Origin of the sequence: Pseudomonas sp. URIL14HWK12:I6, from assembly GCF_000514195.1 — a bacterium.
GTDB classification, from domain to species: Bacteria; Pseudomonadota; Gammaproteobacteria; order Pseudomonadales; family Pseudomonadaceae; genus Aquipseudomonas; species Aquipseudomonas putida_A.
In genome coordinates, this window is the sequence record NZ_AZVL01000025.1 from 15,359 (window position 1) to 29,956 (window position 14,598).

At 56.0% G+C, this 14,598-nt stretch carries 15 protein-coding genes; 10 read left to right on the top strand and 5 right to left on the bottom strand.

Annotated features, from left to right (window positions below; all coding sequences use genetic code 11):
* Positions 1-227: 227 nt before the first annotated feature.
* The 6 genes from phhA (at position 228) to H043_RS0123810 (ending at position 4,644) form a co-directional block, all read left to right on the top strand.
* Positions 228-1,019: a phenylalanine 4-monooxygenase gene (phhA, locus tag H043_RS0123785; protein ID WP_007965510.1), complete on the top strand. Its 792-nt coding sequence runs from the start codon at positions 228-230 to the stop codon at positions 1,017-1,019.
* Between the two features lie 118 nt (positions 1,020-1,137).
* A complete protein-coding gene (locus H043_RS0123790) occupies positions 1,138-1,494 on the top strand; it encodes a 4a-hydroxytetrahydrobiopterin dehydratase (protein WP_003222798.1) in 357 nt (118 codons plus the stop codon).
* On the top strand, positions 1,494-2,687 hold the full coding sequence (locus tag H043_RS0123795) for an amino acid aminotransferase (RefSeq protein WP_027613960.1): 1,194 nt from the start codon (positions 1,494-1,496) through the stop codon (positions 2,685-2,687). The genes H043_RS0123790 and H043_RS0123795 overlap by 1 nt, the downstream gene beginning before the upstream one ends.
* A gap of 268 nt (positions 2,688-2,955) precedes the next feature.
* On the top strand, positions 2,956-3,087 hold the full coding sequence (locus H043_RS30840) for a hypothetical protein (protein ID WP_256214475.1): 132 nt from the start codon (positions 2,956-2,958) through the stop codon (positions 3,085-3,087).
* A 70-nt stretch (positions 3,088-3,157) separates the two neighbouring features.
* Positions 3,158-3,340: a hypothetical protein gene (locus H043_RS0123805; protein ID WP_003222790.1), complete on the top strand. Its 183-nt coding sequence runs from the start codon at positions 3,158-3,160 to the stop codon at positions 3,338-3,340.
* Between the two features lie 104 nt (positions 3,341-3,444).
* The gene (locus tag H043_RS0123810) at positions 3,445-4,644 is read left to right on the top strand and encodes an MFS transporter (protein WP_049827945.1); all 1,200 of its coding nucleotides are present in this window, start codon (positions 3,445-3,447) and stop codon (positions 4,642-4,644) included.
* 62 nt (positions 4,645-4,706) lie between these two features.
* Here the strand turns inward: H043_RS0123810 and H043_RS0123815 are convergent, their stop codons facing one another.
* Together H043_RS0123815 and arfB are read right to left on the bottom strand one after the other, a co-directional pair.
* Positions 4,707-6,005, bottom strand: a complete 1,299-nt coding sequence (locus tag H043_RS0123815; protein ID WP_027613962.1) for a hypothetical protein — start codon at positions 6,003-6,005, stop codon at positions 4,707-4,709.
* Positions 6,006-6,205: 200 nt separating this feature from the next.
* On the bottom strand, positions 6,206-6,619 hold the full coding sequence (gene arfB, locus H043_RS0123820; RefSeq protein ID WP_027613963.1) for an alternative ribosome rescue aminoacyl-tRNA hydrolase ArfB: 414 nt from the start codon (positions 6,617-6,619) through the stop codon (positions 6,206-6,208).
* A gap of 146 nt (positions 6,620-6,765) precedes the next feature.
* On the opposite strand from arfB, the gene queC reads away from it, so the two are divergent.
* Positions 6,766-7,464 carry a 7-cyano-7-deazaguanine synthase QueC gene (gene queC, locus H043_RS0123825; RefSeq protein ID WP_027613964.1) on the top strand — a complete coding sequence of 233 codons (699 nt, stop codon included), beginning with the start codon at positions 6,766-6,768 and terminating at the stop codon, positions 7,462-7,464.
* A gap of 62 nt (positions 7,465-7,526) precedes the next feature.
* Here the strand turns inward: queC and H043_RS0123830 are convergent, their stop codons facing one another.
* Both H043_RS0123830 and H043_RS0123835 read right to left on the bottom strand, forming a co-directional pair.
* Complete coding sequence (locus H043_RS0123830; RefSeq protein WP_027613965.1) at positions 7,527-8,402, bottom strand: queuosine precursor transporter; 876 nt, start codon at positions 8,400-8,402, stop codon at positions 7,527-7,529.
* Entirely contained in the window at positions 8,386-8,991 is a 606-nt protein-coding gene (locus H043_RS0123835) for a helix-turn-helix transcriptional regulator (RefSeq protein ID WP_027613966.1), read from the bottom strand. The genes H043_RS0123830 and H043_RS0123835 overlap by 17 nt, the downstream gene beginning before the upstream one ends.
* 570 nt (positions 8,992-9,561) lie before the next feature.
* Between H043_RS0123835 and glyA the strand changes: the two genes are divergently transcribed.
* Positions 9,562-10,911 carry a serine hydroxymethyltransferase gene (gene glyA, locus H043_RS0123845; protein ID WP_027613967.1) on the top strand — a complete coding sequence of 450 codons (1,350 nt, stop codon included), beginning with the start codon at positions 9,562-9,564 and terminating at the stop codon, positions 10,909-10,911.
* A 54-nt stretch (positions 10,912-10,965) separates the two neighbouring features.
* On the opposite strand, the gene H043_RS0123850 is transcribed toward glyA, so the two are convergent.
* Positions 10,966-12,387 (bottom strand): amino acid permease, encoded by a 1,422-nt coding sequence (locus tag H043_RS0123850; RefSeq protein ID WP_027613968.1) that lies wholly within the window; start codon positions 12,385-12,387, stop codon positions 10,966-10,968.
* A gap of 893 nt (positions 12,388-13,280) precedes the next feature.
* Between H043_RS0123850 and H043_RS30515 the strand changes: the two genes are divergently transcribed.
* Together H043_RS30515 and H043_RS0123860 are read left to right on the top strand one after the other, a co-directional pair.
* On the top strand, positions 13,281-13,418 hold the full coding sequence (locus H043_RS30515) for a hypothetical protein (RefSeq protein ID WP_003222780.1): 138 nt from the start codon (positions 13,281-13,283) through the stop codon (positions 13,416-13,418).
* A gap of 71 nt (positions 13,419-13,489) precedes the next feature.
* Entirely contained in the window at positions 13,490-14,455 is a 966-nt protein-coding gene (locus tag H043_RS0123860; protein ID WP_027613969.1) for a leucyl aminopeptidase (aminopeptidase T), read from the top strand.
* The last annotated feature ends 143 nt before the right edge of the window (positions 14,456-14,598 follow it).

The window sequence follows — 14,598 nt, forward strand, 5'->3', positions numbered from 1 at the left end:
AGGCGCGCAGATAGTTGTCAAGATTATGTGACAGCCACAGCCCTTTTCAAACCTGCAAATCACCGCAAATGCGTGATATCAGTCAAAGCGTAACGATTTTTTTACGAAATGCAGTGATTGTTCCTACCAGGAACGCACTCAACCTGCTGCATCACGCCGCACTCTCGGGTAATTCTCAGTCCATCGCTGGACATAACAAGAACGAATTCCCCTAGCAGGAGAGCAGTATGAAGCAGACGCAATACGTGGCCCGCGAGCCCGATGCGCAAGGTTTTATCGACTACCCCGCCGAAGAGCATGCGGTGTGGAACACGCTGATCACCCGCCAGTTGAAAGTGATCGAGGGTCGGGCGTGCCAGGAGTACCTGGACGGTATCGAAAAACTCGGTCTGCCCCACGACCGCATTCCGCAGCTGGGCGAGATCAACAAGGTGCTCGGTGAGACCACCGGTTGGCAGGTTGCCCGCGTCCCGGCACTGATCCCCTTCCAGACCTTCTTCGAATTGCTCGCCAGCAAACAGTTTCCGGTGGCCACGTTCATTCGTACCCGCGAAGAACTGGACTACCTGCAAGAGCCGGACATTTTTCACGAGATCTTCGGCCACTGCCCGCTGCTGACCAACCCATGGTTCGCCGAATTCACCCACACCTACGGCAAACTCGGCCTGCAGGCCACGAAGGAAGAGCGCGTGTATCTGGCGCGCCTGTACTGGATGACCATCGAGTTCGGCCTGGTCGACACCCCGCAAGGCAAACGCATCTACGGCGGCGGCATCCTGTCCTCGCCAAAAGAAACCGTTTACTCGCTGTCGGACGAACCCGAGCATCAGGCCTTCGATCCGCTGGAAGCCATGCGCACACCGTATCGCATCGACATTCTGCAGCCGCTGTACTTTGTCCTGCCGAACCTCAAGCGCCTGTTCGATGTCGCCCATGAAGACATCATGGCCATGGTTCGCCAAGGCATGCAGCTCGGGTTGCACGCACCGAAGTTTCCGCCAAAACCGAAAGCCGCGTGATCCGCGACTTTTGCTGAGAATTGAGTCTGTCAGTCGCCGTCACTTTGGTTTAGCGTGACGGCATTGACGGGCCGATAGCTTCTATAAAAAAAACACACTCGATTTCAGGAATCACACCATGTCCACTTTGAACCAAGCCCACTGCGAAGCCTGCCGTGCCGATGCGCCACAAGTCAGCGACGAAGAACTGCCGATCCTGATCAAGCAGATCCCGGACTGGAACATCGAAGTACGCGACAGCATCATGCAGCTGGAGAAGGTCTTCCTGTTCAAGAACTTCAAGCATGCTCTGGCGTTCACCAACGCCGTCGGCGAGATCTCCGAGGCCGAAGGGCACCACCCGGGTCTGCTGACCGAGTGGGGCAAAGTCACCGTGACCTGGTGGAGCCACTCGATCAAAGGCCTGCACCGCAACGACTTCATCATGGCTGCGCGCACTGACGAAGTGGCCAAGACCGCAGAAGGACGCAAGTAATGCACTTTGACGCCATCGGCCGGGTACCCGGCGACCCGATCCTCGGTTTGATGGAGGCCTATGCGCAGGACACTAACCCGCGCAAATTCGACCTCGGCGTTGGCGTCTACAAGGATGCCCAGGGCCTGACGCCGATCCCCGAAGCGGTGAAAATCGCCGAGGCGCGACTGGTCGAAAGCCAGGACACCAAGACCTACATCGGCGGTCACGGCAATCCATTGTTCGGCAAGGTCATCAATGAGCTGGTGCTCGGCGCCGACTCGAAGCTGATCGCCGAGCAGCGCGCCGGCGCCACCCAGACTCCGGGTGGCACCGGTGCCCTGCGCCTGGCGGCCGACTTCATCGCCCAATGCCTGCCGGGCAAGGGCGTGTGGCTGAGCAATCCGACCTGGCCGATCCACGAAACGATTTTCGCCGCCGCCGGAGTCAAGGTCAGTCACTACCCGTACGTGGGCAGCGACAACCGCCTCGACGTCGATGCGATGCTCGCCGTGCTTAACGAAGTGCCGCAAGGCGACGTGGTGCTGCTGCATGCCTGCTGCCACAACCCGACCGGTTTCGACCTGAACCATGACGACTGGCAGCGTGTGCTCGACGTGGTGCGCCGCCGTGACCTGCTGCCGCTGATCGACTTTGCCTACCAGGGCTTTGGAGAAGGACTGGAACAGGACGCGTGGTCGACCCGACTGTTCGCCGCCGAGGTGCCTGAGCTGCTGATCACCAGCTCCTGCTCGAAGAACTTCGGCCTGTACCGCGACCGTACCGGCGCGCTGATTGTCTGCGCGAAAACCGCCGACAAGCTGATCGACATCCGCAGCCAACTGGCCAACATCGCCCGCAACCTGTGGTCGACGCCACCGGATCACGGCGCGGCCGTGGTGGCGACCATCCTCGCCGACACGGAGCTGAAAGCGCGCTGGGCCGATGAAGTGGAAGCCATGCGCTTGCGCATCGCCCAATTGCGCAGCGGTCTGGTCGAAGCACTGGAACCACACGGTCTGCGCGAGCGCTTTGCGCACATTGGCGTGCAACGCGGAATGTTCTCCTACACCGGGCTGTCGCCGGAGCAGGTCAAACAACTGCGTGAGCAGCACAGCGTGTACATGGTCAGCTCGGGTCGGGCCAACGTCGCCGGGATCGACGCCACGCGCCTGGCATTGCTGGCCGAGGCCATCGCCAACGCCTGCAAATAACCCCGCAATCCCCCTGTAGGAGTGAGCCTGCTCGCGATAGCGGCGTATCAGCCAGCATATGAGTTGACTGACACACCGCCATCGCGAGCAGGCTCACTCCTACAGTTGTTTTTGCGGCGACCTTTGTTATCGCGCCCCCCCTGCGGCCATCTGTCGCATTATTTTCAATTAAAAGTCTGATTGTCATTTTTCCTGCTGTATCCTGCGCAGGCTTTCAAGAAGCGCGGATCTACCAGATCTATCAACAGACTTAGCGAGGAGCGCAACCATGCACGAGATTCCTAATCTCCCCTTCCCAAGCCTGCACGTACCTGAGCAGACGACCACGCAACAAGCCGGTGCCCAACAGCCCGAGCCGAAAGAAGCCGTTGAGAGCCGCCAGGCCGACAGCGAAGAGTAAAACCCCGCCGTACAGACCGTGTGGAAAGCGCTAAGATGCGCTTTCCACACTGCCTGAAACCGAGCCCGCCATGACCGACGAATTCTCTGAAAGCCAAGCCGCCGTCCTGATCGGCGCCACCGAGAAAATGATCGAGATCTGGAACCGCCTCTCCCCGGAAAAGCAGGCCGCCCTGCTCGCCCGTTTCGGCAGCGAAGAAAACGCCCTCGCTGCACTGGTCACTACACAACTGGTCGCCCCGGCCAAACCCTGAAGCCACCCTCCCGGCAAATAGTTTTACTTTTCCCCGCCCCTGACTCGTCCGCGCCGGTATCATAAGCAGCCTATCTAATCCTGCTTTGCCGTGGATCGTTTCTCATGTCGTCCTCTATGCCACAACCCCAGCGCCCCCTGGCGGTCACGCTGCAAGTCGTGTCCATCGTCCTCTTCACCTTCATCGGCTACCTGAACATCGGCATTCCGCTCGCCGTGCTGCCGGGTTACGTCCATAGTGATTTGGGCTTTGGCGCGGTGATCGCCGGGCTGGTGATCAGCGTGCAATACCTCGCCACCCTGCTCAGCCGCCCGTACGCCGGCAAGATCATCGACAACCAGGGCAGCAAGCGCGCGGTGATGATCGGTCTGGCCGGATGCGGCTTGAGTGGTGTGTTTATGCTGATTTCGGCGTGGACACCCAACTTGCCGATGTTCAGCCTGATCAGCCTGTTGATCGGGCGTCTGGTGCTGGGCAGCGCGGAAAGTCTGGTGGGCTCCGGTTCGATCGGCTGGGGCATCGGCCGCGTTGGCGCGGCGAACACCGCCAAAGTGATTTCGTGGAACGGCATCGCCAGTTACGGCGCGCTCGCGGTCGGCGCGCCGTTCGGGGTCTGGCTGGTCGGCCAGCTGGGATTGTGGAGCATGGGCGTCAGCATCATTCTGCTGGCAGCGCTGGGCCTGCTGCTGGCGTGGCCGAAAACCGCGGCGCCGATTGTCGCCGGCGAGCGCTTGCCGTTCATGCATGTGCTCGGTCGCGTGTTCCCCCACGGCTGCGGCCTGGCGCTAGGCTCGATTGGTTTCGGCACCATCGCCACCTTCATCACCCTGTATTACGCCACCCGGCACTGGGACAACGCAGTGCTGTGCCTGAGCCTGTTCGGCGCCAGCTTCATCGGCGCGCGACTGCTGTTCGGCAACCTGATCAACCGCCTCGGCGGCTTCCGCGTAGCGATCGCCTGCCTGTCGGTGGAAACCCTCGGCCTGTTGCTGCTGTGGCTGGCGCCGGATGCGCATTGGGCGCTGGCCGGGGCGGCGTTGAGCGGTTTCGGCTTCTCGCTGGTATTCCCGGCGCTGGGCGTGGAGGCGGTGAATCTGGTGCCAGCCTCCAGCCGTGGCGCAGCGGTCGGCGCGTACTCGCTGTTCATCGACTTGTCGCTGGGGATCACCGGACCGTTGGCGGGGGCAATTGCGGCGGGTTTCGGCTTTGCTTCGATCTTTCTGTTTGCCGCCATTGCCTCACTGAGCGGCCTGATCCTGAGTGTGTATTTGTACCGCATTAAACCAAAACACCACTTTCATTGATCGCCCAATATTGGCCATTCATTGGTTCCGAATGGCCAATAAACAACTGCGGCTTTTATACGCTAACCGTGCAAACGGAAAATGGCGAAGCTACCGTTCTCTCTATTTTTACTGGATACAAACACAATTTTTCGATCTTCCTGGACCGCGAGATCGTGAATAATCTGGTCTTTTGGAAATACAACCTTTCCAACATTACCAAACCCCTCGTCCCAACCCATGTCTTGTTCAAGACTGGCAATAAATGCCTGACTATCCGACCCGCCACGCAAATAAGCATAACCTGCTACCACAACGGTTGATTTCAAATTATAAAGTACTGCTTTCGTCATATAGATATCGCTGAAATCATCAGTGATAAATCCTCCCCACCCTTGTTTGCCAAAAAGTGGATCTTCCTCGCCTTTGAGCCCGCGACGTTGAAGCTGGAGAAACAGATACTGCGGAACTCCATTATCCGAAGTACCTACAATATAAAACTGAGAACGATCGTCGCGTTTCAGAATGACGTTTTTAACCGAAGGTACTCCATCATAATATCCTCCGACCCCAAAACTGGCGTCAAGATCACCACCGGCATCATACCGGCCAACAAACCAACGTTTATCACGCAGCCCCTCTGAAGCGGCGACAATATAACCATCGCCTTGGCGAAACATATCCTGTCCTATGACTAAAACAGACGGACCTCGAAAAACTAATCGGTACCCGCCATTACCGAACGCTCCGTCCAAACTACCGTTATTTTTTAACTTGACCAGGATCGCACTATCGAAAAGTCCTCTTTCATCAAGCGTGGTCAGAAGCAAAACGCCGCCATCGTCCAATAATTCCATAGTTCCGTGGTAGTCGCGCCCCTTATCCGCCAGAGGTTGCTTCATCTTTGGAACATCTAAACTTGCAGGAACAACCTCTTTCAGATCCAGACTCCACAACATGACGCCTTCGCTGCCAAACCCTTCATCAAGTTTCCCATTCAAATCGAATCGAGCCAGGCCCGTAGCACGATTAAAGCCGTCTTTACGAGCGAAGAACCCCAACACATACTTGCCATGAACACTATCAAACTTCACGCTATAGGGCTGCGGCAAATCCCACCCAGGAAAAAACTCCGAGAGTCTAAAAAAAACACTACCCGTTTTTCCGAAACTCTCGTCGATACCTCCTTCCTCATCAAGCATGCACAGGTAAATCTCTTGCCGCTCCTCGTCAGTTGCTGCGCAAAGAATCCTGTTCGGTTCTGAGAGAAGAGTGACGACCCGAGGTTGAAGCCTCTGACCTTGTTCTCCGTATAAAACGACCTCACTGCGCACACCAAAATCAGTATCAGGAGTACCACGCACAACATTTAAGTTATTCATTTACTTTTGCTCAATCAATGAAAAGAGAGCTCAGTAAACGTGTAACAGCAATCCGGCACACCTGTCAGATATGACAGTAATGTAGACCAATTAGTTATAAAAGAGTCGTTCAATGTCCGGAAATTGATTTAAGTTGAGAGGTGCGTAATGGATACAATGCCCGCTCCGGATGAAATGGAACAACTCCATGACACCAACCCTTAAAAATCCACCTTGCCGCGCCCGGCCTTGATGCTACCGCGCTTGGTCTTGGATTCGAGCCGGCGCTTCTTCGAGCCGAGGGTCGGCTTGGTCGGGCGGCGCTTCTTTTCGACCTTGGTGGCGCTGAGGATCAACTCGGTCAGACGCTCCAGCGCATCGGCACGGTTGGCTTCCTGCGTGCGGTACTGCTGAGCCTTGATGATCAACACGCCATCGCTGGTGATGCGACTGTCACGCAGCGCCAGCAGCCGTTCCTTGTAGAACTCGGGCAAGGACGAGGCCGGAATGTCGAAGCGCAGGTGCACAGCGCTGGAGACCTTGTTGACGTTCTGCCCACCGGCGCCTTGCGCGCGGATGTACGTCAATTCGATCTCGGCATCCGGCAGATGCACGTTGTTGGAAATCACCAGCATGGAAAAAAGTCCGAATTCAGAGCGTGCAGGATACCGCGATTAGCCACAAAGCAGGTCTCCTGCGGCCATGCGCAACTTCTTGCATCAATCGTTTCGCGTTATGATCCCCAGCGAAAATTTACCAGTTCAATGCAGGAAGCATAAGCATGAGCAATAAAGCAGTTATCGTTTTTAGTGGCGGACAGGACTCGACGACCTGTTTGATCCATGCACTGAGCCACTATGACGAAATTCATTGCATCACGTTTGACTATGGTCAGCGTCATCGCGCGGAAATCGAAGTCGCGCAGCAACTGGCCAAACAGCTCGGCGTGACCGTGCATAAAGTGATGGATGTATCTTTGCTGAATGAGCTGGCCATCAGCAGCCTGACTCGCGACAACATCCCGGTTCCGACGGTTAATAGTTCTGGCGAAAGTCTGCCAAGCACCTTTGTGCCGGGAAGAAACATCCTGTTTTTGACCCTCGCCTCTATTTACGCCTATCAGGTACAAGCCAGAACGGTCATCACCGGGGTTTGCGAAACGGACTTCTCGGGCTATCCGGATTGCCGGGACGAGTTCGTCAAGGCACTGAACAAAGCCCTTGAGCTGGGCATGGATTACTCATTGAAACTTGATACTCCGCTGATGTGGCTGAACAAGGCGGAAACCTGGGCGTTGGCCGATCATCACCATCAGCTTGATTTGGTTCGCCACCAGACACTGACCTGCTACAACGGCATAACCGGTAGCGGATGTGCAAATTGCGACGCTTGCAATCTACGCGCAAAAGGCCTCAATGAGTTTCTGGAAAACAAGGATGAGGTGATAAACAGCTTGAAAGCGAAGCTGAATCTGCAATAAAGCACCCAGCATATAAAAATGCGCTCACTTGAAAATTTCGAGTGAGCGCATTATTTAATCCATCAAGCCTGACTACCCGTCAGATACCTCTTGAACAATGACCTGGCACCGTATGCCGGCATGATATTGAAGAACGCAAAACCGACCTTTATCGCGATCTGGACGTAAATCATGCTGAGTATCGCGCTGTTCTCCATCGTCCCGTAAAAGGCGATGTAGCAGAAAAGAAAACTGTCGATTATCACCGCAAACAAAGTACTCAGAAACACCCGCAAAAAGAGAAACCGGGAGTTGGTCAGTTCTTTGATTTTGCACAACAGATAAGAGTTTATATTTTCCGACACCAGAAACGATACAGACGAAGCTACCAGCACCGACGACAGCTGACTGATCACATCATTGTAAGGCCCGTCGAGCTTCCACCCGGGTAGCCCGGGAAGGTACGTAGTCATGGCCAGCAAAATGATAATGGCCGCATTACTGATGAACGCGAAGAGTATCGCCTTGCGCGCCAACCGGAGGCCGAAGGTTTCATTCAGCAAGTCGACGATCAAAAACGTCAGCGGATACAGGAAAGTACCCGGCGTTACGACAATATCAAAATATTCCAGATAGATAGGCTTGGTCGCAGCAATGCTGGTAAAAATATAAAGCGTGAACAGCATCAGGTTCAGAATGATATAAATCATCCAGGAACTCTCGTGGCGATCATTTATTTCATAAGCGGTAAGCGACCCTCCCTGGGAGTAGAATTTCTTGTACAGATTCTTTACTTCTATCTTGTTCAGATTATCCATAATCTCACTATTCAACACTTCACTCAGCTTTATTTTAATTATCTTGCCTGTCGCAATGACCATGATCACCGCCAGGCTTTTTCCGTTTTCGAACCCCAACAGCTTATATTTGGTGTTTTCCCTTTCAACGCTGCAATCCATTAAATCGTTCCTCGATTATATCCCCGACAACACAAACACTCTCCAGCGCAAGATCAACTTCAGTTGTTATGAATAACCTTTTACTGACCTTGTCATACACCAGTTTTTCCTTGTCGATGCTTGCCGCGCCTTTCTGCACGATCAGCAGGTCGCCCGGTTCATTCATGCCACTGACTTCATTTTCCAGCAGGACGCCTATCAAATTGAAGGACGTTCCGAAATAGTAAGTCAATGGAAAAATCGTCGCCAACTCGCCGATTCGCTTATCCAGATTCTGCAGAAGCAGACTTTCCTTGATGACAGGCACTGCCGCCGGGTTCATGTTGCCCTGCGGCGAGATGCTGCTGTCGATGATTTCCTTTTCTTCAAACGAGATCGTCTCTATCTCTTCGTAGGACACTCCGAAAAAGTCGGAAATCTTGCGCACAGTGGACTGCTGTACGTTGACCACTTTACCTTCAAGAATGTTGTAGATCGTGGTTCGGGTCAGTCCACTGGAATTACATAACGACAGCTGCGTTTCCCCACGACTCTTTATCAGGTACTTGATATTGTTCTTCAGATTCTCCGATCGTTCTCTTCTGTGCATGGAATGCTTACCGTCTTTTATAAAGGCAATTTGAAAATACCCCTCGAATCATCATTCAGGGACTCAACAGGCCCACTAGGAAATAGTTATACGGGTATTAGAGCCGCGGCAGATCATAGCATTCCCCCTCCCTGATTTCGGCATAAACATAGTGTGAACAACACCGCTGGTGTGAACCAGAAAGAACAATTCGAATTCTTTACTGACCCGTCAGTTCTGCTTATCGGCCAGCAGAATCTCGTGAATAGCGATCCTTCCCGCCTGCAGTTTTACACCCTGAGGCCCTGAGAAAAGAATCATTTTATTTGAACAATGTTCATTTTTCTGATTAATTTTCTGGTGTTCCGCCGTGAAAAACCTATGATGCGTCGGGCAACCGGGCTGTCGGCAGCGACCGCAGTCAGCAGAAAACGGGTCGTCGATACAGAGATTAGTTTGCGCGCACTGCCGCGAAAACAAGGAATCCGCTGTATCCGGTCGGGCAAGGGCAGAAACGCACGCACCCTCCGGTAAAACCAAGGAAGTCGCGCTCGTTCGCAGCGCGCTGCACACAGGGAAGGAATACAGACAATGGCAGTCCATACCGAACCGCTCATGAACCAGGCTGATCTGCTGCAACGGGGCCTGGCGGATCTGTGGGCGCAAGACGCCGAACTGGCAGGGATCCTCGACGCGGAAGTTGCCCGTCAGCACCAGGTGCTGTCGCTGGTCTCCTCCTCTTGCGCCGTCAGGCCCATGACCCTGGCCGCCTCCGCTTCGGCACTGGTCAATGTGACGGCCGAGGGGTTGCCCGGCAGACGTTACGGCGGCGGGTGCGAAAACGTCGATCTGGTCGAAGCGCTTGCCATCCGCAGAGCGCGGGAACTGTTCGATGCCCAGTACGCAAGCGTGCAATCGCATTCGGCATCAAACGCCAATTACCACGTGCTGACCGCCCTGCTCGAACCAGGCGATACCTTGCTGGGAATGGGCGTCAAATACGGCGGCCATCATACCCATGGCAGTTCCACCTCATTCGCCGGCATTTACTACAAGGCGATTCGGTACGGCACGACTTCAGCGGGGGTCATCGATTACGACCAGGTGCGCAAACTGGCGCTCGCCCATCGCCCACGCATCATCATGTGCGGCGCGACGGCGTACTCACGGGTCATCGATTTCCAACGATTTCGCGAGATTGCCGATGAAGCCGGCGCCATCCTGCTCGCCGATATTTCGCATATCGCCGGACTGGTTGCCACAGGGCGGCATCCCAGTCCGATCGACATCGCACACGTCACCACCACCTGCACCCACAAACAACTCATGGGCCCGCGCGGCGGTCTGATCCTTTCGGGTCAAGCGGCGAACACCAAGGTCCCCGGCTTGAGGACGACATTCAGCCGCGCCCTCGACCAGGCCGTTTATCCGCGAATGCAGGGCGCGCCTGCCGTCAACATGATCGCCGCGAAGGCGGCGGCTCTGGCTTACGCAAAGTCCACGGAGTTCGACAGAAGCATGGGGCGGGTTCGCAGCACGGCTGACGAGTTCGCCAGCGCCTTTCAGGCTCACGACTACGAAGTCGTCGGCGGGGGCAGTGAGAACCATACGGTATTGATTCGGTTGCGTGGCGGCATTACCGGCGCCATTGCCGAGTCGGCGCTGGAGCGTTGCGCAATTATCGTGGACAAATATCGTGTACCGGGCGAGACACGCCCTTCACTCATTACTAGCGGTCTGCGCATCGGCACGGGCTCCATCGCGCAGCGCAGAATCGATCCGCAGGGATGTCGCCAGATCGTCGATCTGATCTGCCGGATCCTCGACAGTGTGAGACCGATCAGCGAGCAGGATTACCTGCTGGAACCGGCCTTGCGCGAGCAATTCCGGTTGCAGACCGAAGCGTTCTGCACAGCCCATCCCATCGCCGAATACGTCTGACGACCAATAAAAAACCCGGCACATTGGCCGGGTTTCTCACTTTCTGCGTCTGGCTTACTTCGCGGCAGAACCCGCCGCGTGCAGCGCCTGCTGCGCTCCACGCTTGTTCTTGATCACGTAGCAGACCCACATGAACACGACCCACACCGGAATCGCGTACACCGAGATCTGGATGCCCGGGATCAGCAGCATCACGCCAAGGATGAACACCACGAACGCCAGGCAGATGTAGTTGCCGTACGGGTACCACAGCGCCTTGAACAGTGGTGTCTGCTGCGTCTTGTTCATGTGCTGTCGGAACTTGAAGTGCGAGAAGCTGATCATCGCCCAGTTGATCACCAGCGTTGCAACCACCAGCGACATCAGCAGTTCCAGCGCCTGCTGCGGGATCAGATAGTTGAGCAGCACGGCCACCAGCGTGACCGCTGCCGACGCCAGGATCGAACGCACCGGCACGCCGCGCTTGTCGATCTTCGCCAGACCTTTCGGCGCATCGCCCTGCTCGGCCATGCCCAGCAGCATGCGGCTGTTGCAGTAGGTGCCGCTGTTGTACACCGACAGCGCTGCGGTCAGCACCACGAAGTTGAGGATGTGCGCGGCGGTGTTGCTGCCGAGCATCGAGAACACCTGCACGAACGGGCTGCCGCTGTACGAATCGCCGGACGCGTTGAGGGTTGCCAGCAGGCTGTCCCAAGGAGTCAGCGACAGCAGGATCACCAGCGCGCCGATGTAGAAAATCAGGATGCGGTAGATCACCTGGTTGATCGCTTTCGGGATCACGGTCTTCGGCTTGTCGGCTTCGGCTGCGGTGAAACCGAGCATTTCCAGACCGCCGAAGGAGAACATGATGATCGCCATCGCCATCACCAGACCGCTGACGCCGTTGGGGAAGAACCCGCCGTGCGACCACAGGTTGCTGACCGAGGCCTGCGGGCCGCCATGGCCGCTGACCAGCAGGTAGCTGCCCAGCGCGATCATGCCGACGATCGCCACGACCTTGATGATCGCGAACCAGAATTCAGCTTCACCGAAGACTTTGACGTTGGCCAGGTTGATCGCGTTGATCAGCACGAAGAAGGCGGCGGCGGTGACCCAGGTCGGGATGTCCGGCGCCCAGTAGTGGATGTACTTGCCGACCGCGGTCAGCTCCGACATGCCCACCAGAATGTACAGAATCCAGCAGTTCCAGCCCGACAGGAAACCGGCAAAACCGCCCCAGTACTTGTGCGCGAAATGGCTGAAGGAACCGGCCACCGGCTCTTCGACGATCATCTCGCCGAGCTGGCGCATGATCATGAAGGCGATGAAGCCGCAGATGGCGTAGCCGAGGATCATCGACGGGCCGGCGGATTTCAGCACCCCGGCCGAGCCGAGGAACAATCCGGTACCGATCGCGCCACCGAGGGCGATCAGTTGAATATGGCGATTTTTCAGGCCGCGTTTCAGCTCGCCTGATTGCGAGTTTTGTCCACTCATGAAAAAGGTCCCACGCAAGGTTTGATGATGTTCAGTAGACGTTGCTGCAAGGTTGCGATTTCAGACAACCCCGATCAAACCCCAGCGCAAGCACCAGGAATTCAGCGTTTTTACAACGGTCATGCGTCACCTGTTTGTTTTTATCTGTGACGAAATCGAACCCGACACGCTTGTGACGTGGCGGAGTGAACAAGGCGGATAACCTTGAGGTTTGCGCGATTACGCAGAGGGTCACAGTTAAAACGCGGCGCATTGTACACCGCTAACCCCCTGCTGCCAGACCCCGCTGGATCAGCGTGGCGCTTGCCGGGATTGCGTGGGTCCGCCTCGAGACAATCGGGCGGCTGCAAAAATTGAGTCAGGCCTTTGCAGGCCATCGACGGGGACGAGCGAAAAACCGCCCCACGGAGAGAAGTGGAGATCGATCACGGCGTTCATTGCGCCTCCTTCTTGTTATGCACCTGCACGACAGGCATGAGGCGCATCTCACCCTGCAAACAGCGCTGAAACAAGCGCGCCAGAGCCCTGCGCGACGCCTTTGCAGCCGGGCTTCGGCAGGTTTTCCTTACAGCGTCGGGAAGGGGGTATATCCACAGGGCTTCATCGGGATTTTCGTAAACTTTTCTTTACGACGCGTAACGCAGATTTTCCATTTCTGAAAATTCTGTAGGACGTCTGCAAATTGACGGTAGCAAGCTTGCTAATGAAAGTTGCCGCTTAGTTTTTTGTTTTCAAATAAGAAATCCGCCGCTTAAAAACAGAATAAAAAGTTTATTTAAATTTTAAATAAATAATTTTTTGCATTACAAAACACCCTGAACTAGGTTCTTCACGTCTTGCCGGCCAACTCGACCGGCCAGTCATAACTGTGAAAGTCATCTAGGAGATCGACCATGCAAGCACTGGAAAAAGACCTGGACACCGAACTGCAACTGGACGAATGGTTCGAAGCACCGACCCATGAGGCGGCTGTGGAAATGATGCAAGCCGACGCGGTGGTTCCGTTCGGCACGGCGATGTGGCCTCTGTAAGACATCCCCGGGCAGGCACGATCCGGCCGGTCGTGCCTGCCGCTTTCTTCACGGTCAGTCAGGGAGGACTCATGGATAAGCCCCGCGCGATCTCGCATTTCCTTTACTACCTCGAACATCACCCTGCCCTTGCCGGTCTCGATTCAGCGAAGGTACTGCTCGGCCACACCGCCGATTACGAAGCCCTGACCGGCGCCATCGCCGAACAGGCCGGCGATCATCCCCGCTTCACGTTCAGTGCCCGTCGCCTGGACCTGGAAAGCACCGCAACGCTGACCGCGGCGATTGCCGACAGCGATCTGTACATTTTCTTCTACGACTCTTCCACCCTGCCCAACCCGCGCCCCGACGGCCCGGAGTTCGTTCGCGCCCTGCAGGGCGTGATGGCGGAAAACTGGAAGAAGTCGCTGCTGTTCAAGGATTACGGCGACTATTTCTACGACACTTTCAGCGTCACCCCGCAGCGCATCGCCGGGCTCAACAGCCACTTGATCCAGCGCATGTCCCAGGCCACCACACTAAGCTTTACCGACGAACATGGTTCGCGGTTCGAAACACCGCTGAGCAGCATCAAGAAGTGGACCGACATCAACGGCGTCGGCAACTTCGACCTGGCCCCCGGCGAAATCGCCACCCACAGCGAAGCCATCAACGGCCATGTGAAATTCAAGGGCACGTTCCTCAGCACCATCCCGTTTGCACGCAAGTACGGCGTGCTGGAGTCGCCACTGGAACTGTGGATCGAGAACTCGACCATCAGCCGCATCGCCACCGATGTGCCGGGGCTGGAACACGACTTCAACAAATACCTGGACGCCAACCCGTCAAACCGACGCATCGAGGAATTGGGGATTGGTACCAATGAAGGTGTGAAAGATCTGTATGCGCGCAATGCCGGGTTCGAAGAGCGGCATTGTGGGTTGCATCTGGGACTGGGCGGTGGGGCCAAGGGCAGTCATCACCTGGACCTGATCTTCTCCGGCGGGGTGTTGGCGCTGGATGACAAGCCGGTGTTTGATGGGCGATTTGTGTTTTAGGCGACCGACGCCTTCGCGAGCAGGCTCGCTCCCACAGGAGATTTGTGTTCGACGCAATTCTAATGTGGGAGCGAGCCTGCTCGCGAAGAGGCCGAATCAGACGCTACATACCTTCCGCCAGACGAAAAAAAACGCCAACCCTG

Coding starts and splice junctions, on each gene's coding strand:
- phhA (WP_007965510.1), top strand. CDS start 228: ATGAAGCAGACGCAATACGTGGCCCGCGAGCCCGATGCGCAAGGTTTT.
- H043_RS0123790 (WP_003222798.1), top strand. CDS start 1,138: ATGTCCACTTTGAACCAAGCCCACTGCGAAGCCTGCCGTGCCGATGCG.
- H043_RS0123795 (WP_027613960.1), top strand. CDS start 1,494: ATGCACTTTGACGCCATCGGCCGGGTACCCGGCGACCCGATCCTCGGT.
- H043_RS30840 (WP_256214475.1), top strand. CDS start 2,956: ATGCACGAGATTCCTAATCTCCCCTTCCCAAGCCTGCACGTACCTGAG.
- H043_RS0123805 (WP_003222790.1), top strand. CDS start 3,158: ATGACCGACGAATTCTCTGAAAGCCAAGCCGCCGTCCTGATCGGCGCC.
- H043_RS0123810 (WP_049827945.1), top strand. CDS start 3,445: ATGTCGTCCTCTATGCCACAACCCCAGCGCCCCCTGGCGGTCACGCTG.
- H043_RS0123815 (WP_027613962.1), bottom strand. CDS start 6,005: ATGAATAACTTAAATGTTGTGCGTGGTACTCCTGATACTGATTTTGGT.
- arfB (WP_027613963.1), bottom strand. CDS start 6,619: ATGCTGGTGATTTCCAACAACGTGCATCTGCCGGATGCCGAGATCGAA.
- queC (WP_027613964.1), top strand. CDS start 6,766: ATGAGCAATAAAGCAGTTATCGTTTTTAGTGGCGGACAGGACTCGACG.
- H043_RS0123830 (WP_027613965.1), bottom strand. CDS start 8,402: ATGGATTGCAGCGTTGAAAGGGAAAACACCAAATATAAGCTGTTGGGG.
- H043_RS0123835 (WP_027613966.1), bottom strand. CDS start 8,991: ATGCACAGAAGAGAACGATCGGAGAATCTGAAGAACAATATCAAGTAC.
- glyA (WP_027613967.1), top strand. CDS start 9,562: ATGGCAGTCCATACCGAACCGCTCATGAACCAGGCTGATCTGCTGCAA.
- H043_RS0123850 (WP_027613968.1), bottom strand. CDS start 12,387: ATGAGTGGACAAAACTCGCAATCAGGCGAGCTGAAACGCGGCCTGAAA.
- H043_RS30515 (WP_003222780.1), top strand. CDS start 13,281: ATGCAAGCACTGGAAAAAGACCTGGACACCGAACTGCAACTGGACGAA.
- H043_RS0123860 (WP_027613969.1), top strand. CDS start 13,490: ATGGATAAGCCCCGCGCGATCTCGCATTTCCTTTACTACCTCGAACAT.